Origin of the sequence: Psychroserpens jangbogonensis (assembly GCF_000797465.1) — a bacterium.
Classification (GTDB): domain Bacteria; phylum Bacteroidota; class Bacteroidia; order Flavobacteriales; family Flavobacteriaceae; genus Psychroserpens; species Psychroserpens jangbogonensis.
Window position 1 is genome coordinate 214863 of record NZ_JSWG01000006.1, and the last position, 24089, is coordinate 238951.

The 24089-nt window shown below is 32.0% G+C and carries 22 protein-coding genes; 8 read left to right on the plus strand and 14 right to left on the minus strand.

The features are described 5' to 3' along the window. Nucleotides 1-39: 39 nt before the first annotated feature. The 4 genes from RH81_RS04420 to RH81_RS04435 all read right to left on the minus strand — a co-directional run bounded on the left by RH81_RS04420 (nt 40) and on the right by RH81_RS04435 (nt 3191). On the minus strand, nt 40-912 hold the full coding sequence (locus RH81_RS04420) for a nucleoside phosphorylase (RefSeq protein WP_033958302.1): 873 nt from the start codon (nt 910-912) through the stop codon (nt 40-42). Further along, nucleotides 902-1840, minus strand: coding sequence for a DUF1835 domain-containing protein (locus tag RH81_RS04425; protein WP_033958310.1), 939 nt, complete (start codon nt 1838-1840; stop codon nt 902-904). The genes RH81_RS04420 and RH81_RS04425 overlap by 11 nt, the downstream gene beginning before the upstream one ends. Before the next feature lie 2 nt (nt 1841-1842). Then, entirely contained in the window at nt 1843-2175 is a 333-nt protein-coding gene (locus RH81_RS04430) for a translation initiation factor (RefSeq protein ID WP_033958311.1), read from the minus strand. 68 nt (nt 2176-2243) lie between these two features. After that, nucleotides 2244-3191: an isopenicillin N synthase family dioxygenase gene (locus tag RH81_RS04435; RefSeq protein ID WP_033958312.1), complete on the minus strand. Its 948-nt coding sequence runs from the start codon at nt 3189-3191 to the stop codon at nt 2244-2246. Nucleotides 3192-3345: 154 nt separating this feature from the next. Between RH81_RS04435 and RH81_RS04440 the strand changes: the two genes are divergently transcribed. Together RH81_RS04440 and RH81_RS04445 are read left to right on the plus strand one after the other, a co-directional pair. Continuing rightward, nucleotides 3346-5346 carry an alpha-ketoacid dehydrogenase subunit alpha/beta gene (locus RH81_RS04440; RefSeq protein WP_033958313.1) on the plus strand — a complete coding sequence of 667 codons (2001 nt, stop codon included), beginning with the start codon at nt 3346-3348 and terminating at the stop codon, nt 5344-5346. 10 nt (nt 5347-5356) lie between these two features. After that, nucleotides 5357-5671: a hypothetical protein gene (locus RH81_RS04445; protein WP_033958316.1), complete on the plus strand. Its 315-nt coding sequence runs from the start codon at nt 5357-5359 to the stop codon at nt 5669-5671. Here RH81_RS04445 and RH81_RS04450 read toward each other — a convergent pair. Continuing rightward, nucleotides 5668-6975 (minus strand): dipeptidase, encoded by a 1308-nt coding sequence (locus RH81_RS04450; protein WP_033958319.1) that lies wholly within the window; start codon nt 6973-6975, stop codon nt 5668-5670. The two genes, RH81_RS04445 and RH81_RS04450, sit on opposite strands and share 4 nt — an antisense overlap. A 135-nt stretch (nt 6976-7110) precedes the next feature. Between RH81_RS04450 and RH81_RS04455 the strand changes: the two genes are divergently transcribed. Continuing rightward, complete coding sequence (locus RH81_RS04455; RefSeq protein ID WP_081988210.1) at nt 7111-7491, plus strand: 3D domain-containing protein; 381 nt, start codon at nt 7111-7113, stop codon at nt 7489-7491. Between the two features lies 1 nt (nt 7492). On the opposite strand, the gene RH81_RS04460 is transcribed toward RH81_RS04455, so the two are convergent. Next, nucleotides 7493-8053 carry an ExbD/TolR family protein gene (locus tag RH81_RS04460; protein ID WP_033958324.1) on the minus strand — a complete coding sequence of 187 codons (561 nt, stop codon included), beginning with the start codon at nt 8051-8053 and terminating at the stop codon, nt 7493-7495. Nucleotides 8054-8640: 587 nt separating this feature from the next. Between RH81_RS04460 and RH81_RS04465 the strand changes: the two genes are divergently transcribed. Both RH81_RS04465 and RH81_RS16350 read left to right on the plus strand, forming a co-directional pair. Beyond that, a complete protein-coding gene (locus RH81_RS04465; protein ID WP_033958327.1) occupies nt 8641-10155 on the plus strand; it encodes a DEAD/DEAH box helicase in 1515 nt (504 codons plus the stop codon). A gap of 134 nt (nt 10156-10289) precedes the next feature. Further along, nucleotides 10290-11012: a hypothetical protein gene (locus RH81_RS16350; RefSeq protein WP_152604784.1), complete on the plus strand. Its 723-nt coding sequence runs from the start codon at nt 10290-10292 to the stop codon at nt 11010-11012. 5 nt (nt 11013-11017) lie between these two features. Here RH81_RS16350 and RH81_RS04475 read toward each other — a convergent pair whose 3' ends face one another. The 4 genes from RH81_RS04475 to RH81_RS04490 are packed head-to-tail and all read right to left on the minus strand — an operon-like array spanning nt 11018 to nt 16143. Continuing rightward, a complete protein-coding gene (locus tag RH81_RS04475) occupies nt 11018-12433 on the minus strand; it encodes a TolC family protein (RefSeq protein WP_033958329.1) in 1416 nt (471 codons plus the stop codon). Nucleotides 12434-12438: 5 nt separating this feature from the next. Beyond that, complete coding sequence (locus RH81_RS04480) at nt 12439-13794, minus strand: HlyD family secretion protein (protein ID WP_033958331.1); 1356 nt, start codon at nt 13792-13794, stop codon at nt 12439-12441. 4 nt (nt 13795-13798) lie between these two features. Continuing rightward, a complete protein-coding gene (locus RH81_RS04485) occupies nt 13799-15466 on the minus strand; it encodes a peptidase domain-containing ABC transporter (RefSeq protein ID WP_033958335.1) in 1668 nt (555 codons plus the stop codon). Then, complete coding sequence (locus RH81_RS04490; RefSeq protein ID WP_033958337.1) at nt 15463-16143, minus strand: TetR/AcrR family transcriptional regulator; 681 nt, start codon at nt 16141-16143, stop codon at nt 15463-15465. Before RH81_RS04490 ends, RH81_RS04485 begins: the two co-directional genes overlap by 4 nt. A 167-nt stretch (nt 16144-16310) precedes the next feature. Here RH81_RS04490 and RH81_RS04495 point away from each other — a divergent pair, with 167 nt between their 5' ends. Further along, on the plus strand, nt 16311-16772 hold the full coding sequence (locus RH81_RS04495) for a cold-shock protein (protein WP_033958339.1): 462 nt from the start codon (nt 16311-16313) through the stop codon (nt 16770-16772). A 52-nt stretch (nt 16773-16824) separates the two neighbouring features. Here the strand turns inward: RH81_RS04495 and RH81_RS04500 are convergent, their stop codons facing one another. Genes RH81_RS04500 through RH81_RS04515 form a run of 4 tightly spaced genes read right to left on the minus strand, consistent with a single transcriptional unit; the run spans nt 16825 to nt 21125 of the window. Then, nucleotides 16825-17397 (minus strand): pseudouridine synthase, encoded by a 573-nt coding sequence (locus RH81_RS04500; protein ID WP_033958341.1) that lies wholly within the window; start codon nt 17395-17397, stop codon nt 16825-16827. Nucleotides 17398-17399: 2 nt separating this feature from the next. After that, a complete protein-coding gene (locus RH81_RS04505) occupies nt 17400-19712 on the minus strand; it encodes a type IA DNA topoisomerase (protein WP_033958343.1) in 2313 nt (770 codons plus the stop codon). Nucleotides 19713-19731: 19 nt separating this feature from the next. Then, complete coding sequence (locus tag RH81_RS04510; RefSeq protein WP_033958346.1) at nt 19732-20274, minus strand: hypothetical protein; 543 nt, start codon at nt 20272-20274, stop codon at nt 19732-19734. Nucleotides 20275-20315: 41 nt separating this feature from the next. Beyond that, nucleotides 20316-21125 (minus strand): DUF1853 family protein, encoded by an 810-nt coding sequence (locus tag RH81_RS04515; protein ID WP_033958349.1) that lies wholly within the window; start codon nt 21123-21125, stop codon nt 20316-20318. Between the two features lie 156 nt (nt 21126-21281). Between RH81_RS04515 and fabG the strand changes: the two genes are divergently transcribed. Next, nucleotides 21282-22028: a 3-oxoacyl-[acyl-carrier-protein] reductase gene (fabG, locus tag RH81_RS04520; protein WP_033958352.1), complete on the plus strand. Its 747-nt coding sequence runs from the start codon at nt 21282-21284 to the stop codon at nt 22026-22028. A gap of 15 nt (nt 22029-22043) precedes the next feature. Next, nucleotides 22044-24077, plus strand: coding sequence for a hypothetical protein (locus tag RH81_RS04525; protein WP_033958354.1), 2034 nt, complete (start codon nt 22044-22046; stop codon nt 24075-24077). Nucleotides 24078-24089 lie beyond the last annotated feature (12 nt).

A 24089-nucleotide genomic window follows, 5' to 3' on the forward strand; every position in this document is an offset into this window, starting at 1 on the left:
TTCTGAAATGAAGTTATGAAGCTTTGAATTATTTTCTGTTTATACGTTTATTATGCGTTCTAAGGCATAAACAATTAATTTCTCAATTGTCTGATTTGGGTCTTTACTAAAGTTTCCATTTGGTCGATTAGCAATAATTGCATTCAATGAAAGTGCTTCGTGACCTAATAATTTAGACAAACCATAAATAACAGAAGTTTCCATTTCAAAATTAGTGATTCTAAAATCTTTATATGAAAATGAATCAAGCTTAGAGTTAAGTGTAGCATCTTGTAATGGCAATCTAAGAACTCTTCCTTGAGGACCATAAAACCCACCTGCTGTACCTGTTAATCCTTTAAAAACTTGATCACTATCAAAATAGTTTTCTAAATACTTACTGTTATCAATTACAATTGGTCGTGCTTTATTCTTATCCCAGTTTGTATGCGCTATAAATGCATTTTCAATATCTGGATTGCAAATCTCGTCTATTTGATAAAAATGAAGCATTCCATTGATATCCAATCCATGCGTACTAATTACAAATGAGTCTATAGGAATATCCTTTTGTAATGATCCTGAAGTACCAATTCTAATAATATTTAAACTCGTTAAATCTGATTTTGGTTTTCGTGTTTCAAGGTTGATATTGACTAATGCATCCAATTCATTTAATACAATATCTATGTTATCAGGTCCTATTCCAGTAGAGATTACTGTAATTCGTTTGTCGTGGTAATATCCTGTTTGTGTTTTAAACTCTCTTTTTTGCGTACTAAACTCAATACTATCAAAATGCTTAGTTATTTTTTCAACGCGATCCTGATCTCCAACAAATATGATTGTATCAGAAATGTTTTCGGGTTTAAGATTTAAATGGTAGACACTACCATCAGGATTAAGTATTAATTCAGAATTTTTAATGGACATTAATATTTGTTTTTACTAGTTTGTTTTCGTCTTTATTAAATTGAAAATCTAATCGATTCAATCCACCATAAGTCGTGTTGTTATTTATTTCGATAGAAAAATTATGGATTTTCACTAAAGATTCGTGACCCTTTCTATTAAGTTTTAATTGATCAGCATTTTCTTCAAAAAACAGTGATAATTGTTCAATCATTCGCTCTAATTGTAGATCACCATAACCATAGAAACCTTGATAATTTAGTATGTAACCCAATAAATGATGCTTAGATTTTATGTCGTTATCTCTTACGATTTCTAAGATGTTTTTTTCTAAAACACTCAAGCCACTTCTAGAGTCTGGAAAGCGTCTTAAATGAGCTTTTAAACAATTACTAAGATATTCAAATGACGACTTTTGTACAATATAACGCTTGAACAAATTGTGATCTTTTCCACAATAAGTTCGCCATAATGAAATGGCCAATTCATTATCCTTTTCTGTTAATTCGATACGATTATCGTAATGTTCATAAAGTTGTTCTGGTGAAAGCTCGGATAATCCTTTAAGGTTTTTTTCGCCTTCAATACGTCCGCTACAAACTAAATAGAGAGGAAGAGTAATCCCTTTTTGATGCAGTAAACTCATTACTCCAAGCAGGTTTATATGACAAAACAAATCATATTCAAACCACAATACAATTTCAGTATAGCAGTCAACATTATTCAATTTATTTAGTTCAGTTTTATACTCATCTTCATTGATTTCTATATTATAAAAATCACTTAAAAATTGTTTTCTTACTTCTATGAATTCTTCAGAATCTATATGTGCTAAAGTTGGACCTTCACAAAGCATTTCTTGCCAAGTTAAAAAGTCTCCCTTTATTTCTAATTCTATGAGAAGATCTGTTAACGAATTTCCGTTTGTAATGTGAAGTGTTTTATTCATAATTATCCTCCAACACGTTTAACTGCAAATCCTTTATCTTTAAGAATCTGCATGATTTTATCTCTATAATCACCTTGAATGATGATTTTATCATCTTTAAAACTACCACCAACACTTAATTTTTGTTTAAGTTCTTTAGCGAGTTTTTTAAAATCTTCAGTAGCTCCAGTATAACCTTCAAGAATGGTTATTGGTTTTCCTTTGCGTTTTTCATATTTGCAAATAATAGGATCGTCTTGTAGCCAAATCCCTTTTTCTTCAGAATCCTTTTTTTCGGAAACTTTCTCAGAAACGTGATCGGGAAACAGGTTCTTTAATTGATTTTCTAAATCCATGCGTTATAGTATTTAGTTCTTAGCTTTTAAGTCTCCCGTAAATAAAACCGGTTACTCTCAACTTCTAACTACTTTTTAAGACCTAATTCAATTAAACGTTCATTTAAAAACTCTCCAGCTGTAATGTCTTCATATTGTTTCGGATTTTCATCGTCAATACAACCTTCTAAAACATCTAATTTCATTTCGCTTATAGGATGCATAAAAAACGGAATAGAGTAACGTGATGTTCCCCAAAGTTCTCTTGGTGGATTAACAACACGATGAATTGTCGATTTTAATTTATTATTGGTATGTCTTGATAACATATCGCCAACATTAATCATTAATTCGTCTGGTTCTGCAATAGCATCAATCCATTCACCTTCATTACTTTGAACTTGTAATCCACGTCCTTGAGCTCCCATTAATAAGGTTATCAAATTGATATCTCCATGAGCAGCAGCACGAACAGCATTTTTCGGCTCTGATGATATAGGAGGATAGTGAATTGGTCTTAATATCGAATTCCCATTATGAATGTAATTATCAAAATACGTTTCTTCTAAATCTAGATGTAAAGCTAGTGCTCTTAAGACATACTTTGATGTTTTTTCAAGCATTTCATAAGCTTCTTTACCAACACTATTAAATTCTGGTAATTCTCCAACATTAACATTTTCAGGATATTCTTTTGCGCGTTCCGGATCATCTTCTGCATATTGACCAAAATGCCAAAACTCTTTTAAATCACCTTCTTTCTTTCCTTTAGCACTTTCTTTTCCGAAAGAGACGTAACCACGCTGACCACCTATGCCTTCAATTTCATATTTGCATTTGGTATCAGTATGTAAACTAAAAAAGTTCTTTACTTCACCATATAATTTATCTACTAAAGCATCGTTTAAAAAATGCCCTTTTAAAGCTACAAAGCCAATTTCCTCGTAGGCTTTTCCTATTTCATTAATAAACTTTTGTTTTCTGTTTGAGTCTCCAGAAATGAAATCTTCAAGATTAACACTTGGTATTCTATCCATGATTAATAATATTATGTTATAACTTCAATACTACAAAAATAACGAAAACATTGGTAAAAACATATAGCATTTATACGCTTAAAAAAAATGCGGTTTAAAGACATTTCAATCAATTTTTAATTACATTTGATTTCTAAATGCAATACAAATTACTATGCTGACTTCCACAAGGAGTACTATAACTTTTGACAAAAAGAATTTAGACGATCGAACGCTTTTAAAGTTATATAAGAATATGCTTAAGCCTAGGCTAATAGAGGAGAAGATGCTTATTCTATTACGTCAAGGTAAAATATCGAAATGGTTTTCTGGCATTGGTCAAGAAGCTATTTCTGTTGGAGTTACTATGGCTCTTGATAGTGAAGAGTATATCCTTCCAATGCATAGAAATCTTGGTGTGTTTACAACTAGAGAGATTCCATTACACAGATTATTCAGTCAGTGGCAAGGAAAAGCAAATGGTTTTACAAAAGGTCGTGATCGCTCATTCCATTTTGGTACGCAAGATTATAATATTGTTGGCATGATTTCACATCTTGGCCCTCAATTAGGTGTTGCAGATGGTATAGCTTTAGCTAGTTTACTAAAGAATAAAAAACAAGTAACTGCCGTTTTTACTGGAGATGGAGGAACAAGTGAAGGTGATTTTCATGAAGCATTAAATGTAGCTTCTGTGTGGCAATTACCAGTAATGTTTTGTGTTGAAAATAATGGTTATGGATTATCAACTCCAACCAATGAACAATATAGATGTAAAGATATAGCAGATAAGGGAAAAGGTTATGGAATGGAAGCTTTTGTTCTTGATGGCAATAATGTAGTTGAAGTATACTCTAAAATAAAAAAGTTAGCAGAAAGTATTCGTAAACGACCAAGACCAATTCTTGTTGAGTTTAAAACCTTTAGAATGCGTGGTCATGAAGAGGCTAGTGGTACAAAATATGTTCCTAAAGCATTATTACAGGAATGGGCTAAAAAAGATCCATTAGAAAATTTCCAAGAGTTCTTAAAAACTGAAAAGATTTTAACCGAAAAGCAAGAGGTTGCTATTAAAGAAGGGTTTGTACATGAAATCACGGAGAACTTACAAATTGCTTTTGATGAAGCTCCAATTGAATCTGATGTAACTACTGAATTAAATGATGTATACAAACCATTTGAATATAAAGAGGTTAGTCCAAAATCAAAAACTGAAGAGCTACGTTTAATTGATGCCATATCTTTAGGATTAAGACAATCGATGCAACAACATAAAGACCTTATAATTATGGGTCAGGATATCGCAGAATATGGTGGTGTTTTTAAGATTACAGATGGTTTCTTAGAGGAATTTGGAAAAGAACGTGTGAGAAATACACCTATTTGTGAATCTGCCATTGTTGAGGCTGGCATGGGTTTATCTATTGCAGGAATGAAGGCAGTTGTTGAAATGCAATTTGCAGATTTCGTGACTTCCGGATTTAATCCTGTAGTAAATTATTTAGCAAAGTCGAACTATCGTTGGAATCAACAAGCAGATGTTGTTTTAAGAATGCCTTGCGGTGGAGGTGTTGCTGCTGGACCGTTTCACTCGCAAACTAATGAAGCTTGGTTTACTAAAACACCTGGTTTAAAAGTTGTTTATCCAGCATTTCCTTATGATGCTAAAGGTTTATTAGCAACAGCAATTAACGATCCTAATCCTGTGCTGTTTTTTGAACACAAAGCCTTATATAGAAGTATTCGTCAAGATGTTCCAACAGATTATTACACATTACCATTTGGTAAAGCAGCGATGTTAAAAGAAGGTAGTGATGTAACAATCATTTCTTATGGAGCAGGCGTGCATTGGGCATTAGAAACCTTAGATAACAATGGTGATATAAGTGCTGATTTGATTGATTTAAGAACGCTTCAGCCACTTGACACCGAAGCGATTTATAATTCTGTTCGCAAAACAGGAAAAGCTATTGTTTTACAAGAAGATTCAATGTTTGGAGGTATTGCTAGTGATATTTCTGCCTTGATTATGGAAAACTGTTTTGAAGATTTAGATGCACCTGTAAAGCGTGTTGCTGGTTTAGAGACACCAATTCCGTTTATCAATCAGTTAGAAGACCAATATATGGCTAAAGGACGTTTTGAAGGGTCTCTGAAAGAACTATTAGCGTATTAATTATAATATTATGAGTAATCAAAATACAAAAAAAGCACTACGAGCAGCAATAACAAGTATTGTACTAATAGTACTCTTTATTATTCTAAAATCTTTAGCTAATTCTGAAGTTATCGGAATTAATTTCTATTCAATTGTTAGTGGGATTCTTATTTTACTCATATTCTTTATGACAATAGCTGGTTTTGTTTTTGCTTTAAAAACTAAAAATGAACCAAGGTCGAAACAAAAGATAATAGCTTTATTGCTTAATTCTATTTTGATGGCTTTACTAGTCGTTTCAGTAATAAATATTGTTATCGAACTTGTAACTATTCAAAGTTAGATTGATTTAGCAACAGCTTCAACCTCATCTAAAACTCTTAATAAATTTCCACTCCAAAGTTTTTCTATTTGTGCTTCAGTATAACCTCGTTTCACTAATTCTAAAGTCACACTAAAGGTTTCAGAAGCATCGCTCCAACCTTCAACACCACCACCTCCATCAAAATCACTGCTTATTCCAACGTGTTCTATACCAATTTTTTTAACTAGGTAATCAATATGATCTGCAAAATCTGAAACATTAACTTTAGGAGGAAAGTCTTTAATTTTATTAGCTTTCTCATCAGCTAGTTTTATAATTTTACCTCTGACTGAATAAATTGCTTCTTTTTCATCGTCAGATAAAGTTTTCATTTCACTCCATTCATACCAAGTTGTTCCTAAGGATTTAGCAACTTCAATTCTAATGGGTTTAATGGCTTTATTTCTAGCATCATTTTTTTCTGTATTCGTATACGTTTGAAACGCTACAGTTTGCACAACACCACCATTTTCTTTTAACCACATGAGTTGCTCATCATCAAGGTTTCTGCTATGATCACATAATGCTCTTGCCGAAGAATGTGAAGCAATTATTGGCGCTTTACTCAACTCAAACATTTGTTTAATTGCTTCTTTTGATGGATGTGAAATATCTATCATCATACCTAAACGATTCATTTCTTTAACAACGTCTTTACCAAGATCACTCAATCCGTTATGCAACCAAATACCATCTTCTTCACCAGTATTACTATCACTCAATTGGCTATGACCATTATGAGCTAGAGACATGTAACGAGCTCCAAGATTATAAAACTTTTCTACGTTTGAAATGTCTTTCCCTACAGGATAACCATTTTCAATGCCTATCATAGCTACTTTCTTTCCAGATTTCGAAATTCGTTTAACATCATCAGAGTTTAGAGCTAATTCAATACGTTCTGGTGCAATTTCTTCAACTAGTTTATGAATTGCATTAAATTTAATCATGGCTTTATCATAAGCAGTCTTGAAGCCTTCATCTGTTAATGTATCTTGTCCAGTATACACTATAAACCAAGCTACATCTAGTCCACCAGCTTCCATTTTTGGTAAATTAACTTGCGACTCTAAGTTTTGTGTGTAGTTTACTGAATCTGTAAAGTTCTTTACATCAATATCACAATGCGTATCTAAAGTAATTACACGATCATGTATTCCTTTGGCTTTCTCCACAAGTTCATTAGAATTCTTTGTGTCTTTTGAATTGTCAGAAGGTTTAGCCTCATTTTTACAAGATGTAAGTAATATGAGGATGCATAAAGAAGCGTAAATAGATTTCATCAATTTTTAGTTTTATTTATAAAATGTGAAATTACAAAAACAATTCCCTTAGTATCAAATGGATTCAAAATCTTATATTTAGATATGATTTCTCCACTATCAATTCGGATTTTAATTTTTGTTTGCATTAGCCTAATGCTTTTTAACTGCAAAGATGAAGAACCAAATAATTATGAATGGAAAACCGTTGAAGTCACAGCTACAGCATATAACTCCTTAGAATACCAAACGGATGACAGTCCGTTTATAACTGCTTTTGGAGATAGTTTAAAACCAGGCGTGCGTTACATTGCTGTGTCTAGAGATCTTCTGAAATTAGGCTTAAAACACAACACTTTATTAAAGGTTGAAGGATTAAAAGGTACTTATTTAGTTAAGGATAAAATGCATTATCGCTGGAGAAATAAAATTGATGTTTATATGGGAACTGATGTCAACGCAGCAAAAAAATGGGGTAGACGCAAAGTTAACATCAGTTATAGAGTTTTAAAACTAATAGATAGTTTGCAAAACTGATTTACTTTAATTCAGCTTCAGACAAAATAAAAGGGTAGGCCTTTTTAACTTCTAACCGTTCTTCTTTAGTTAATTCATTTGATGATTTTTCAAAAACCCTATTTGCATAATCTGATCTAAGTTCATAATATGCTTTTGTTAGTTCATCTTGGATTTTAATATAAAACTCATAAGATGTTCGTTTATCGTTCTGTAACGAAATAACTGCAATATTTGGATTATCAGAAGATGCTACTGAATTTTCGCCGTTGCAATAACTACATGACTTATCTCCATTATTATCTATAAAATCTTTAGCAATAGTTTTTAATTCGTCAATAGTAATAATGTCCTTTTCAACAAAAAGTTCGTTATTAGAATTAACGCTTACTTCGAGCATATTACGTTGATTAACTTTAGTATCACAAATTTCTCCAGGTGGACAAGGAGCTGGCAATTTTCTTGTAATTCCTTTGTCTTTTGGGATTGTAGCAGTTACTAAAAAGAAAATCAGAAGTAAAAATGCAATATCAGCCATTGATCCAGCATTAACTTGAGGCATTGAGTGTCTTGAGTTTTTCATGAGTATAGTTTTTATGATTCACTTAAAACTCTCAAGAATAGTACCATACTTTGGAATAAAAATAAAGGCATTTAAGAATATCTATCCTTAAATGCCTTTTGCTAATTTAAAACTAACTCAAATGTTTTTTACTTTACGGTGTTTAAATCGTCGTTTGCCGTATGCGACGTGTTGATAATTCTAGATAGTACTTTCATGGCAGAATGATTTTGATTGATGAATTGTTATAGTAATTATCTATAACGTCTTTTTTGATTCCAAGTAAATGTTTTTGTTTCGGTTCTTGTACTTGTTAAATGATTGTTGTTTAATGTTCTCATGATTGTTCGATTTTTTGATTGATGATTATACTAGATAGACGACAATATTTATAAATTGTTACAGTACTATGCATTACAAAGTAGTATTTTTAACATTATTTAACAATAATTGGTTGATTTTAATACAGTTTAAGAGAAATAAATAGGGTAGAAGTGTAACTATGAAAAATTATGAATGTTTTTTTCATTTGTTTTTAACAATATGCCTTGATAACCTTATAAAAGGTTAATTTTGTAAGAATTTTTTTTTCAGTAGCTATTAATTATATGTCCACAACCTTAGAAATAGAAAACCAAAAAATTGTCAAAAAGAGCCTATATGACTACCAAATTGCTGATCTTAATCGCATATTTGAAGTTTTAGAGAATGCTCCGGAGAATTATAATTTGTTATATCAACTTCCAACAGGTGGAGGAAAAACGGTTATATTTTCTGAAATCGTTAGACGATACATTAAAAAGCATCAGAAAAAGGTTGTTATTCTTACCCATAGAATTGAATTATGCAAACAGACATCTAAAGTATTGCATGGTTTTGACGTCAATAACAAAATCATTAATAGTAAAGTAAAAGAACTTCCAGATCAAGATCAATACGAATGCTTTGTAGCAATGGTTGAAACATTAAACAACCGACTTAATGACGAAAAGCTAAAGTTAGAGGATATTGGTTTAGTTATTATTGATGAAGCGCATTACAATTCTTTCAGGAAATTATTCAAGTTTTTTGATAAGTGTTTTATTCTAGGCGTTACAGCAACACCATTGAGTAGTAATATTAAACTACCAATGAAAGACAACTATAAAGAATTAATTGTAGGAGATGATATTTCAACATTAATTAAGAATGGATTTTTAGCTACAGCAGATGTTTATAATTATGATGTATCTCTTAATAGTTTAAAGATTGGTATTAATGGTGATTATACTGTAAAGTCTTCAGAAGCACTGTATACCAATTCAACAATGCAAAGCAAACTACTATTTGCTTACGAAGAATTATCAAAGGGTAAAAAAACCTTAATCTTCAATAATGGAATTAATACCTCTAAAGAAGTATACTATACATTTAAACGCGCTGGATATAACATTAGGCACTTAGACAATACATCTTCAAAGCAAGACCGTAAGGATATTTTGAAATGGTTTAAGCACACACCTGATGGTATTCTAACTTCAGTAAGTATTTTGACAACAGGTTTCGATGAACCTTCAGTAGACTCTATTATTCTAAATAGAGCGACAAGGTCATTGACGCTTTACTTCCAGATGATTGGTAGAGGATCGAGAATTCACAAAACCAAATCAGAATTTAAAGTTATCGATTTAGGAAATAATGTCATCCGTTTTGGCCCTTGGAGTCAACCTGTAGATTGGCAACACATTTTTAAGAATCCTGATTATTATTTGGAGAACCTCAGACTTGATGAAGATATAGAACGAGATTTCGTCTACGAAATGCCAGATTCGTTAAGGAAACGTTTTAAAAAGAATCCTAATGATGATTTTGACATCAAAGCAGAATATAAGAAAGTAACTCGCGAAGGCTCTAAATCGATGAAGGCTATCGAGAATTCTATTGCGCAACATTCAATATTGGTAATTGCTAATAGTGAAGATGTTTTTGAAGCAAGAGAGCTTGCCAAATTATTACATGATGATATTTGTTATCGTATCAAACAATATTGTTACTGTATTATGAATAGTACAAAAAACTATAAAGATTGGTTATTAGAAGAATACACGCGTAAACTCAGATTAAGTTTCAACGGTAAGTTTTAAAAGTTCTTAGTGACTTAACAAAAATATAACAGCCTAATAAACTGTTAATATTGAAATTTTTTGGGCTGAAAGGCGTTATTTTGAATTAAGGAACGGTTTTTGATTTTCAATAGGCTATCCAAGTTATAACACAAATGAAACTTAAAATAGTATTCTTATTTTTCTTATGCATGACATTTTATGTCAATGCTCAGCCAAATCCGGATAGTGAGAAAAAATCTATTACGATTCCTGCTAAGGAAACTAAAGAAAAAGATTCTACACCAACTCAGTTTAAAATTAAGCCTAATTCAAAAATTGAGATCACCAAAACAGACAAAAACATTAAAGGTATTCCTGTTAAGATTAGAGAATTGAAACCTCAACAAAAGGAGTTCTCTATGTTTGATGACAGTAATTTAAGAAATCCAGGAGAACTTTTTGAAAAACGTTACAATGCAAAACTTGAAGAACAAGGTTTAAAAATCAAAACCATGTCTGATATGTTTTTAGGTGACGTTAGAATTAATGGTGAATTTGCAAATATAAGATGTAGAGATCACGAATTTCCTGATGGAGACTTAGTTCAAATAGTCGTTAATGGCGAAGTATTTATTCCTCGTTTATTGTTAACTGCTAATTATAAATCCTTTAATATTCCATTAAAGGAAGGAATAAACACAGTCGTATTTATTGCTTTAAATCAAGGCGAATCTGGACCTAATACAGCCGAGTTTTTAGTGTACGATGACAATGAAATCTTAGTATCTTCAAAAAGATGGAATTTGCTCACTGGTGTTAAAGCCAAAATTTTAGTCATTAAGAGTAATGACTTCCCAAAAACTAAGCAAGAAGAACAAGAAGAGAAAAACAACTAATCTTTCTAAATGCTTTCCAAATCTCTTGCTAGGCTATTAAACAACTTTGCTTTAGCTTTTAAAAATTTATTCTGTAATTCAATAGCTTTCAATTGGGAATCAATTAAACTTTTCTCTCTAGAATTTATTAAGAATAGAGAACTTTCACCAAAACTAAATTTACGTTCCTCAGCATTTAGCATGGTTGTATAATCATTTACAATTTCGTCAATTAACTGATTTTGAGTTTCAAAAGACTCTAACTCTCTATAGATGGCAAAGACTTTATTTTGAATATTAATGCGCTCATTATCCATATCAAACTTTAAACCCTGAAGCTTGAACTTAGCTAGTTTTAAATCGCCACGTTCTTTGCGTAAGAATAAAGGAAAAGCAATATTAAAACCTCCTTTAAATGTATTACTATTAAACGATCGCGCTATATCTGGATCTTCGGTTAAAAAGTTATATTGAACATCAATAGTTGGCAATAGTTTGTTTGCTTTTAATCGCTTATCAACTTGCAAACCTTCATACTTATAATTTAATGACCTTAGTTTTGGATGATTTTCTAAGACAAAATCTGTTAAGGGTAAACCTGCAATTTCGAGCACATCATCTATAACCGTTTCAATTCCAGAATCTGGAATAACATTGTCTTGAATCTCCACTGGAATGTTGTCATTTAGCCATAAATATGTAGATAAATCTAATGCCGCTTTCATTAATTTCACCTTAGATTGCTCTAAACCTAAAGCTCTATTCTTTACTGTGATATTAGCTTCTGTAACATCTATTTGTGCTTTGTCTCCAGCTTCTGAACTGAGATTTACACCTTTAGCACGTATGCTTGCATTGGCTAAAAAGCGCTCATACGTTTTTACTTCAGTATAAGCTTGTAACCAATTAAAATAGGAGATAGAAGCCTCATACAAGATTTGATTGACAAGAATTTCACGATCAGCAAGTGTTTGTTCTCTAAAGAATTTAGCCTTCTTTAAATCGGCCATTCTTTGGTTAATAAATAAGCCTTGACCTAGTGAAGCTGAAATTCCAGCACTATACAAACCATCTTCAGGAACAAAGGACTCAGGATTTAAATAATCGCCTTCATTTTGTTCAAAGTTTCCTTTAAGCTCGATTCCATACCAAGTTGGAATTTTAAAAGTTGCACTTAGTTGACCATAATACTCTGTATTCTTGAATTTTTTCCGATTGTGATCTACTTCAACCTTTGGATCAAATCCACCTCGAGCTTTCATCAAATTTGCTTGTCCAATTTGTATCGATAGTTCAGCTTGCTTAGCAATAGGATGAAATTTCTTCACATAGCCTAAGTATTCACTAAAACTAAAGATAAGTGTATCCTCTGTTTGAGTTTTCTCTTGAGAAAAAGTAAATGATGTTATAAAAAGGAATACTATGCTCAGATATTTATTCATAGTTTTTATTTTTTGTCAGATTTAGAATTGCTACTAATTTCTGGCTGATAGTAGTTAGGAGGGAAGCCATTAAGTTTTCGCCATAACTCATACCAAATAGGAACATTTTCAAGCAATGCAATTGTCATAGCTCCAGAACCAACTCTTATAGCTTCAGGCCATTCGTGATCTTTTTCATCTGGTGATAGCAAAACTCTAAACTTTCCATTAAGACTTATAAAGTTTTCAATAGCAACAACTTCTGCTCCATAAGTACCATATGATATATTAGGCCATCCACTAAAAACAATTGCTGGCCAACCATCAAATTGAACTCGTACTTTTTCTCCAATATGAACAAGGGGTAAATCAATAGGGTTAACAAACATTTCTACCGCCAAATCATAATTTGCAGGCATAATACCAACGAGTTGTTCGCCTTCTTTAAACGTTTCTCCAATCCCTCCTTTAATGGCTTTGTTTATGAAACCATCTTGAGGCGCCTTAATATAATAGAGGTTATTACGAATCTCATAACTAGTGAAATCACTTTCCAATTTGGTGACTTGAGCTTCCGCATCAAACCCATTAGATTGCGCTGTAAACTTATCACTTTCAGCTTTTGATATTTTATCAATATATTCAGCCTGCACACGATTAATCTCCAGTTTTGCATTTATCACTTGATTTTTAGATGCCAAATATTTATTTTGTTGAGATATCAATTTGGCTTGCTTCTCTTGAAACTTAGAACGTTTTTCTTCTAATTCTGTTAGAGATTTTAAGCCTTCATTATATAAGTTTTGTATGGCTCCAATTTGTCGTTCTGCAATTTTTAAATCAATTTTTACTGCTTCAAAATCGATACTATCACTTTGTACCTTAAACTTTGCTTGCAATAATTTATTTTCAGCTTGTTCACATTTAAGTTTACGCTCTCTTTGCAATGCAGCAATTTGGTTATTCAAAGAGTTAACCTTTGAACCATAAGAACTAACTGAAGCTTCTTTGGCTTTAATTTGTTGTCCAGTGCGACTCACTAAGTTAGGATCAAAATATTCATTCTTTATTTCTGAAATAAATAAAATTGTATCTCCCTTTTTTACACGATCACCTTCTTTTACGAACCATTTTTCAATTCTCCCAGGAATAGGAGATTGAATAGTTTGTGGTCGTTGCGAAGGTGATAGAGTAGTAACACTACCGCGGCTATTAATGTTTTGCGTCCAAGGCAAAAACATAATTATTATTACTGTAATAGCAAAGGCTAATAAAAAGCGATTAAAGTGCTTAAAATGCCTTTTGTGAAATACTTTTCTAGCAGACTTATAAGCTGATAAGTCTACTTTCTTATTCAGCTTATTGTTAGAAATATTAAGCATAGACTTATGAGTTTAATATTAGTTTACCTTCTGCCAAATTGATAACTCTTGTGCATTTTGATTTCCAATCCATGTTGTAGCTTACAACCACTAAAGACCATGGGTTGTTTTTGTCTGTTAAAAATTCCATGATGCTTTTAGCTTCATGTGATTCAAACTGCTCTAAAGGATCTTTAAGTAATAATAATTTAGGCTTCTTTAAAATACTTCTAGCCAAAACAATCTTTTTTGAAACTGTTGATGATAATCGTTGACCTTCAGGATATAATATAGTTCTCAATCCGCTAGGCTGTGACTTCACAAAACCCACTAGCATTGTTTTCTTTAAAACAGAGTTTATTTCGTCATCTGTTATAGAAGGGTCACCAAAAGTTAGATTCTCTCTTATGGTGCCTTCAAAAGGCGATTCTTCTGGTAGAGACTGTCCTACAAGTCCTCTGTAATCATTGAGTTTAATTCCGCTAAGTGAAATATCATTTATATAAATACCGCCTTTAGATGGTGCATTTATACCAGCAATAAGCTTTAATAGTGTTGATTTTCCAGAACCATGAGAACCATGAATAAGAATTCTATCTTTTGGCTCAATAGTTAAGGATATGTCCTCTAGAATAGAACCTATTTTTTTAGGCACACTATAGCTTACTTTTTCAAGCTCTATTTTAATAGTTCTATTTTCAGAACAGACAGCATCTCCTTCTTGCGATTCTAATTCTTTATCGACTACTTGTCCTAATTTTTCGATAGAGGTGAGCACATCATAAAAAGACTCCAATCCTAGAATTAGTTTTTCTACCGAGCTTATAACCAAAAGGATGATTATTTCCGCAGCAACAAATTGTCCAATATTCATTTGTTGATTCAATACTAAAAACCCTCCAATGACAAGTAATCCAGCAGTAACAAGGATTTTAAAACCAATTAGTTTAATGAATTGCTGAATTAAAACTTTAAAGTGACTTTCTCTAGCATCTAAATAGTCTGAAACTAAATTGTCATTTTTATTGAGAGCCAAATTTGTTTTGCCAGAAAGTTTAAAGCTCAAAATCGAGCGTGCAACTTCTTGTAACCAATGTGCTACTTTATATTTTTGCTTTGACTCATCTAAACTTGTGTCTAATCCACGTTGTGCAGAAAATTTGAACACAACATATATGAGCAAGAGAAGCAATATTCCGTAGATGATGAAAAACGGATGATAGAATGATAGTAGCATTAATCCGAAAATAATTTGGAGTATAGCTGCAGGGAAATCGACAAGAATTTTGGACAATCCTTTTTGTACAGTTAAGGTGTCAAAAAAACGATTGGCTAATTCTGGCGGATAATAATACCTTAATTCACTCATTTTTATTTTAGGAAAACGATAAGCGAATTCGAAAGATGATCTCGTAAATATCTTTTGTTGAACATTCTCGATGATTCTCATTTGCATCAGTTGTAATAATCCAACAAACGCAACTCCTAAAGTCACCAATGTTACTAGTACGACCCAAGAACTACTAATCTGAGCTCCTTGTATTAAATTAATGATTGCTTGAATTCCGAGAGGAAGTGAAAGGTTGACTACTCCAGCAAAAATGGCATAATAGAATACTTGCTTAATATCTTTACGGTCTAATTTTAATAAGCCTATTAAGCGTTGCCAAGCTGTTAATATGGTTTTGGTCATTTATTAATATCTAAGGCGTTAAAGACTAAATGTTTGAAATAATCTGAAGGTTGTACTGTATTGTCACAATCTGTAAGTGATTTAAAATGATCTTTTAAAAAGTGTTGATGTAATGCACCTTCCAATACTGTGCTCGCTAAGCTATGTGGGAACTTATAATTGCCATTAACTTCAATAATCATATCGTGTAATCTGGTTACTAGTCGTTTATAAATTGAAAAATAACCGTCTTTATTTTCTTCATCAACTTCTTTAGTTAAATACGATTTTGAATACTCGTTTATCACAACACGACTTAAAATAACTTCATCAATATGAACAAAAGTAGAATCAGCCTCGATAGTCCTTGTTAAAATATCAATGGCTTTATCTAACTTTTCAGCAGAGTTAGACAAGTTGGCTGTAGAAAACACTAATTGATATTCTAACCAAGCCCAATACCATGATGTTAAATAGAGTAGAAGTTTATGCTTTCCATCGAAGTAGCGATAAATAGAGCTTTCATTAGATCCAATAATGACGCCTAATTTTTTAAAAGTAAAGCTGTCAAAGCCTATTTCATCAATAAGTTTTATACTATGTTCAATAATTCTCTTGCCAAGGTCTGATGATTCTGGATCTTTTAAATAGATTTTATCGTTGATGTCAATCTTTAAGTTTGATAGTAAATGTTTCATTTTATTATAAATTACACGCAAATTTAATAGTATTACTATTAAAATGATAGTTTTTAACTTTTGATTAACTAATTCTAATATTGTTTTAAAAATTCAATTATTACCTCTATCTTTACCATTCCTGCTGTATTGTACAGTAGAATTATAAAAACAATTAAGAGTAAAGAATGGCAAAGTCGCAACAGACCTTCAACAAAAGTGAAAAAGAAAAAAAACGTTTAAAAAAGCGCGAAGACAAACGCAAAAAGATGGAAGCGCGTAAGTTAGAAAAAGACGGGAATGGAGGTGCTGAAAGCATTCCGTTTGCTTACGTAGATCAGTTTGGGAATTTAACAGATACTCCTCCTGATCCATCTGAAAAAATTAAAGTGAAGGCCAAAAATATTGTCATTGGTATACCTAAGAAAGAAGAAGGTGATGAAGAAGCTTACGATCCAATTAGAAAAGGAAAAGTATCATTCTTTGATAACTCTAAAGGTTTTGGTTTCATCATAGATACCGAAGATCAAGAAAAATACTTCTGTCACGTCAGTGGTTTAATTGATGAAATTCAAGAAAACGACAAAGTACAATTTGAATTAGAAAAGGGACAGCGTGGTATGAACGCGGTTCGCGTAAAACTTGTTTAAGCTATTACTCAATTATATATAAATGAAAGCCAGTGATTTATCATTGGCTTTTTTATGTCACATCATCAAGCTCTTTAACTTCTCCCATTTCTAATCCCTTTAAAGAAATCGTTCCAACACGAATTCGCACTAATCGTAAAGTAGGGAACCCTACTTGAGCAGTCATTTTACGGACCTGTCTAAATTTGCCCTCATTAATAGTAATAGAAATCCAAGTTGTTTTACCATGACGCTCGTCACGAATTTTCTTTACTCTTTCTGGAAAATCAGGAATTTCATTTAGTTGAAACACTTTGCAAGGTTTAGTCGTATACGTTTCACTTTGGTGACTAATTACAACCCCTTGTTCCAATAGTGTAATGGCTTCATTTGTGATTTCACCATCAACTTGAACATAGTATTCTTTATCTGTTTTCGAACTAGTAATTTCATAACTAACTTTTCCGTCTGTAGTAAGCAATAGCAACCCTTCTGAGTCCTTATCCAAACGACCAATAGCCATAGTTCCTTCAGGAAAATCGTATAATTCTCCTAAGAATTTCTTATTGACTTCGTGTCTGGCATTAGTTTGAAACTGACTTAAATACCCATAAGGTTTAAAGAGTTTAAAATGATGATGTTTCATAGTTAGATATCACCTTTTATAATGGAATAGACTAGATCTTTAGTGAGTTGCTTATCCTTTGCTTTCTCTCGAATACTATCAAAAGACATTTTAAAATCACATCCAGATCTATAATCACTACAGCCATAAGCTGTTTTACCTTTTATTATGGTTCCGGTTTGACATTTCGGACATTTAATAGTATCACTAGTCTTAGCTTCGGAAACTTTAGCTGCCTGTTTCTTAGGTTCTAAAATCAATTTAAAACTCTCATCAAAACGAATAAGTCCTTCTTTAATTCCATTATCAGAAGCAAAGCCTTTGAGGTTTACTGTAGATCCTTTTTGCAATAAACGAACAAATTGCTTTTCTGAAATCTTTTTTCCGAAGACTTTAAAAGGAATTACAAAATCACAACCTAATTTAAACTGACTACAACCATAAGCCGACTTACCTTTAAGAAGTTTTCCTTTTTTACATTTCGGACAACCTTCAGTAGTGATTCCAACAGTTTTAGTTTGTTTCGCTTTAACTTCACGTTGTTTTACTACAGTTGCTTGAGATATATTAGCACGTTTTGTTTCACTTCGGACTTCATACACTAATTCATCCACCATTTTCTTCATATTCTGTATAAACAAACTTGCACTATATTCTCCTTTTTCAATATCCTTAAGTTGCTTTTCCCAAAGTCCGGTAAGCTCAGCTGATTTTAACAATTCACTTTGAATCGTATCAATTAAAGCAATACCTGTAACGGTTGGAATTAATTGCTTTTTATTACGTTTTATATACTGACGCTTAAACAAGGTCTCAATAATATTTGCGCGTGTTGATGGACGACCAATACCATTTTCTTTCATCAAATCTCGAAGTTCGTCATCATCTATTTGTTTACCTGCTGTTTCCATAGCACGTAGAAGAGAGGCTTCAGTAAATTGATTAGGAGGCTTCGTTTGTTTTTCTAAAAATGATGGTTCATGTGGCCCTTTTTCTCCTTTTTCAAATGTTGGCAATGCGTCTTTATCAGTTAGAATTGAAGACGTTTCTTTTCCGAATTTAAAGACTACTTTCCAGCCTTCCTTTAGAATCTCTTTTCCAGTAGTTTTAAAATTAACATCATCTGCTTTTCCAATAACCGTTGTGTTTGAAACGTCACAATCTGGATAGAATACAGCAATAAAGCGTTTGACAATTATGTCATAAACCTGTTGCTGATTGTATTGTAAATTAATTTGAATTCCAGTCGGAATAATGGCGTGGTGATCAGTGACTTTTTTGTCATTAAAAACTTTAGCCGATTTCTTTATTTTTTTACCTAATAGAGGATGAGTTAATTCAGAATAATTAGTCAGTTTCTGAAGTATCCCTTGAACTTTCGGATATACATCATTTGGTAAAAACGTCGTATCAACTCTAGGATAGGTAACTGCTTTTTGCTCGTATAGCTTCTGAACAATTTTTAAGGTTTCATCTGCTGAAAACCCAAACTTGGTATTACAATACACTTGCAATCCTGTTAAATCAAACAATTTTGGAGCGTATTCTTTTCCTTTCTTTTTAGTAGTGGAAACAATTTCAAAATCAGATTCTTTTACTTTATTAGCTAAAACTTCACCATCTTCCATCTTTAAAAAACGCCCATCTTCGTAAGCAAAAAGTATATCACGATACAAGGTTTGTAATTCCCAATAAGGCTGAGGTTTAAAGTTTTCAATGTCTTTAAATCGGTTAACAACCATAGCCAAGGTTGGTGTTTGCACACGACCAACAGAAAGCACTTGTTTATAGCCACCATGTTTAACAGTATACAAACGTGTAGCATTCATTCCTAATAACCAATCTCCAATAGCACGAGAAAAGCCTGCGTAAAAGAGATTGTCATATAATTTAGAATCCTTCAGGTTTTCAAAACCTTCTTTAATGGCTTCAGTAGTTAATGAAGAAATCCAAAGCCGTTGAACTTTACCTTTATAATTAGCTTGATCTAAAACCCAACGTTGAATCAGTTCTCCCTCTTGTCCAGCATCACCACAGTTTATAACCAATTCTGCTTTATCAAATAGAGACTTTACAATATTGAATTGCTTTTTAATTCCAGAATTACTAACCACCTTCGTTTTAAATTTCTCTGGAAGCATTGGTAAATTGTTTAAATCCCAACTTTTCCAATAAGACTTATAATCGTTTGGTTCCATCAAGGTACATAAATGACCAAAAGTATAGGTCACTGCGTAACCGTTTCCTTCGTAATAGCCATCACGTTTTGAATTGGCTCCAAGTACTTGGGCAATTTCTCTGGCAACACTAGGTTTTTCCGCAATACAGACTTTCATTTACTTGAACCTTTTTGATTTACTCAGTAGTAAGCCAATAATCAACATCAATTATTGTAAACTCACTAATTATTCCAACATCCAGCGATTCCTCGATATCAACAGTGTAGATACAATTTGAATTAGCATCAATAGTGTAACAAGGGATAGTTGCGAAATTAGCAAGTCCACCACTAGCAGTAATGAATCCATCTGTGCTAATTGTAAGTATTGGAATGCCTTCAGCTATAAAGTTATTTGGGTTGTTTAATTGTATATCAAATTCAATCCGTCGTGTATTATTTCCTGTGTCAGGTATAAATGAAAAAGAAAGGATTTGATAAGTAAAGTTTTCTAATGGATTAACATTGGTGCCCACAAGTGGAACACCTTCGTCAAAATCACAAGAGACTTCTTGAGTCAACTCAGGAATAACTGTCGTTCCTGAAGGACCAGTTACAACTTGTTGAGGTTGAACTATAATAACTTTCGTACATTCTTCTTCATCTTCAGAGTCATCAGATCCGCAGGAAGAAATCAACACAAATAAAAAGGAAAGTAATACAAATTTAAGAGCTTTCATAATAGTGATTTAGTACTAAACAAAGATTGAATTTTTATGTATTACCACCAAACTAAAAAACATTTTAATAAAGTACCATCTGGCTTTTTGATCCAAAATATAGGTGATTTAGATTGTTCTAAGAACCCGTTAGCTTCATTTTTGAATGTTTCTAAGTCTAACCAATGTACTAAATCATCAACATCCACAAACCAATCTAGTTTTGAAGGAACATAGAATTCACAAGCTCTGAACTCTTCTAGTTGACGTTTGTTAATGTAAAACCCCTTAATACAGTTCTCGTTTAATTGGCTGCAAGTAACAGTTTTCTGATAAGGAATAAACAATTGTGCTTTAAACAAGACACGCTGTTGTATTATTTCAGAATTTAAACCGAGTTCATCCAAAGTTGATTTACATTCAGAAGAATAGAGCAGTGGCAGCTGCTTGTTTTTGAGTTTTGTTATTTTTTCAATTAAGCTATCGTTTCTATTCGGACCAACCCAATGTTCTATTTCAGTAGAGCCCAAAGTCTCATCATACAAATAGAATTTATAAATGATTTCAAGATGAATAGGTGTTTTATCTAATTCAATTAAAGCATCAAGTTCTCCAAGGGTTTGTCTTTCTTTTTGTATTTGCATATTTTCAGCCAAAATTTTACAATCCTTTAATTGTTCTAATTGGCTGAATACAAATTGTTCGGCAAGTTGGCCAAGGCGAAATCGCTTATGTAATTGTCTTTTAAACATGGAGGTGTCCTCATGAGTTTGGAGTTGATTTAATCCAAATACAGGGCTTGAATTCCATAGTAATGGAGTCTTCAAAAAACCTTGATATAAACGTTGTAATTGTGTATCAGTTAAATTCATGAATTCACAAAATTACAGATAAGATTATTAGCAGATGTCAATCAAATAAAATCAATTTTTAATCCTCATAATTAAATTATAAAATTTGAGCTTTTTTTATTTGATGCAAGTTCAATTTGCTATATTTGAAAACCAACTATATTAACACAATCATCCATGAAATTATTAGAAGGAAAAACAGCAATTATAACTGGCGCAAGCCGAGGAATAGGAAGAGGAATAGCTGAAGTTTTTGCTCAACAAGGTGCAAACGTAGCATTCACATATAGCTCTTCGGTAGAAGCAGCAAACGCATTAGAAAAAGAATTAAATGCTTTAGGAATAAAAGCTAAAGGTTACCAAAGTAATGCAGCGAATTTTGAAGATTCTCAAAAACTAGCTGAAGATGTACTAGCCGAATTTGGCAGTATTGATATTTTAGTAAACAACGCAGGAATCACTAAAGACAATTTGTTAATGCGAATGGGAGAAGACGATTTCGATAAAGTGATTGAAGTTAACTTAAAGTCAGTATTTAATATGACTAAAGCTGTTCTACGTACCATGTTAAAGCAACGTAAAGGTTCAATAATCAATATGAGTTCTGTTGTTGGTGTTAAAGGGAATGCTGGTCAAACTAATTATGCAGCTTCAAAAGCAGGAATCATTGGTTTTTCAAAATCTGTAGCTTTAGAATTAGGTTCTAGAAATATAAGAAGTAACGTGATCGCTCCAGGTTTTATTGAGACTGAAATGACAGCAAAACTTGACGAAGAAACTGTAAAAGGATGGCGTAATGCAATTCCTTTAAAACGTGGAGGAACTCCTGAAGACATTGCAAATGCTTGTGTGTTTTTAGCTAGCGACATGAGTGCTTATGTTACTGGTCAAACACTTAATGTTGATGGAGGAATGTTAACTTAATTTAGTAAACAATAATTGCAAACAGACACACTTACATATATCATTATATCTGGAATATTAGCGCTAGTATTAGCGCTTTTTCAGTATATCTTCAAATCAAAAAAAACAACTAAAATCTATTGGTTTCTTGCGTTTTTAAGATTTGTAAGCATCTTTTCGGTTTTATTACTTTTAATCAATCCGAAATTTGATAAGATTTCATTTTACGATGAAAAGCCAAATTTAATTGTTGCAGTAGACAATTCAGAATCTATTAGCTATCTCAATCAATCACAAAACACTTCTGATCTTATTGAGATCATTAAGCAAAATGAGCAACTCAAAGAAAACTTTAATCTTGAGTTCTATACATTCGGAAAGTCAGTTAACCCAAGTGATTCTCTAAACTTTAATGAGCAGCAATCAAATATTGCTCAAGTATTTGATCGTTTATCTGAAGTTTATAATAGTTCTGTCTCTCCAACCTTACTTATAACCGACGGAAATCAAACTTATGGTTATGATTATGAGTTTATGACAAAACGTTATAAACAAGCAATATTCCCAGTTATATTAGGAGATACAACAACATATACTGATATAAAAATTCAACAGCTCAACGTAAATAGATATGCCTATTTAAAAAATAAATTTCCTGTTGAAATTATAGCAACCTATAATGGAAATAACGCTGTGAATTCTCAGCTAAGAATAGTCTCTGGAAATACAACTGTTTTTTCTCAACCCATTAGTTTTAGTAAAACTCAATCGTCACAAATAGTTAATTTAAACTTGCCAGCAAATCGAGTAGGTGTTGGTAGTTATAAAGCTGAAATTATTCCTTTAACTAATGAAAAAAACACAGTCAATAACATTAAGAATTTTGCTGTAGAAGTCATAGATCAGAAGACTAATGTAGCTATTGTATCAGATATTATTCATCCCGATTTGGGTGCTTTAAAAAAGTCGATTGAAAGCAATGAACAACGAAAAGCAGTGATTTTAAATTCTTTAGATTTTTTGAAACAATCTGAAGACTTTCAATTAGTTATAGCGTATCAACCTACTAATAACTTTAGGTCTTTGTTTAAAGAAATTGACAGATTAAAGCTCAATAAAATAGTAATAACTGGAACCAAAACCAATTGGTCTCTTTTAAATCAATTACAAAATAATTACAGTCAGCAACTCACGAATCAAACAGAAAGCTTTCAGCCAACAGTTAATCAAAACTATAGCACGTTTATAATTGACGATTTAAATTTTGATGAGTTTCCTCCATTACAATCTGAATTTGGTGAAACCATATTTACCGTTCCTTTTGAAACCATTCTTTTTAAAACTGTTAATGGTACACAATTAGAAGAACCACTTATAGCGACTTTAGAAATTAATGAAAAAAGAGAAGCCTTAATTTTAGGAGAAGGTATTTGGAGATGGAGAGCACAGAGTTATTTAGACGAAAAGTCATTTAATAATTTTGACAATTTTATTGGAAAACTAGTTCAGTATTTAAGTTCTAAGCAAAGACGATCAAGGTTAAATGTTAATTATGACCCGTTCTATAATGGTAATGATAATGTAAAAATCACAGCACAATACTTTAACAAAAACTATGAGTTTGATGCAAATGCCACTATCAATATTGTTCTGAAAAATAAACTTACTGAGGATACTAAAACATTTCCATTTGTATTAAAAAATACGAATTATCAAGTTGACCTAAGCGGATTGGAAGCTGGTGAATATAATTTCGTAGTGAGCACTTCTAACGGAAACATTTCCAAAACTGGAGAACTTAAAATACTGGATTACAACGTAGAACAACAATTCTTAAATGCTAATGTAACAAAACTACAAAGTTTAGCTACTAACAGTGAAGGAAGGTCTTATTTTATCGACAATACAAATACAATAATAAACGATTTATTAAACGATTCTAGATTCGCAACCGTTCAAAAAAGCAGTAAAAAAGTCGTACCTTTGATAGATTGGAAATACCTTCTCGCACTCATTGCATTAAGTCTAGCAGCTGAGTGGTTCATTAGAAAATATAACGGACTAATTTAAAAAAATAAAATC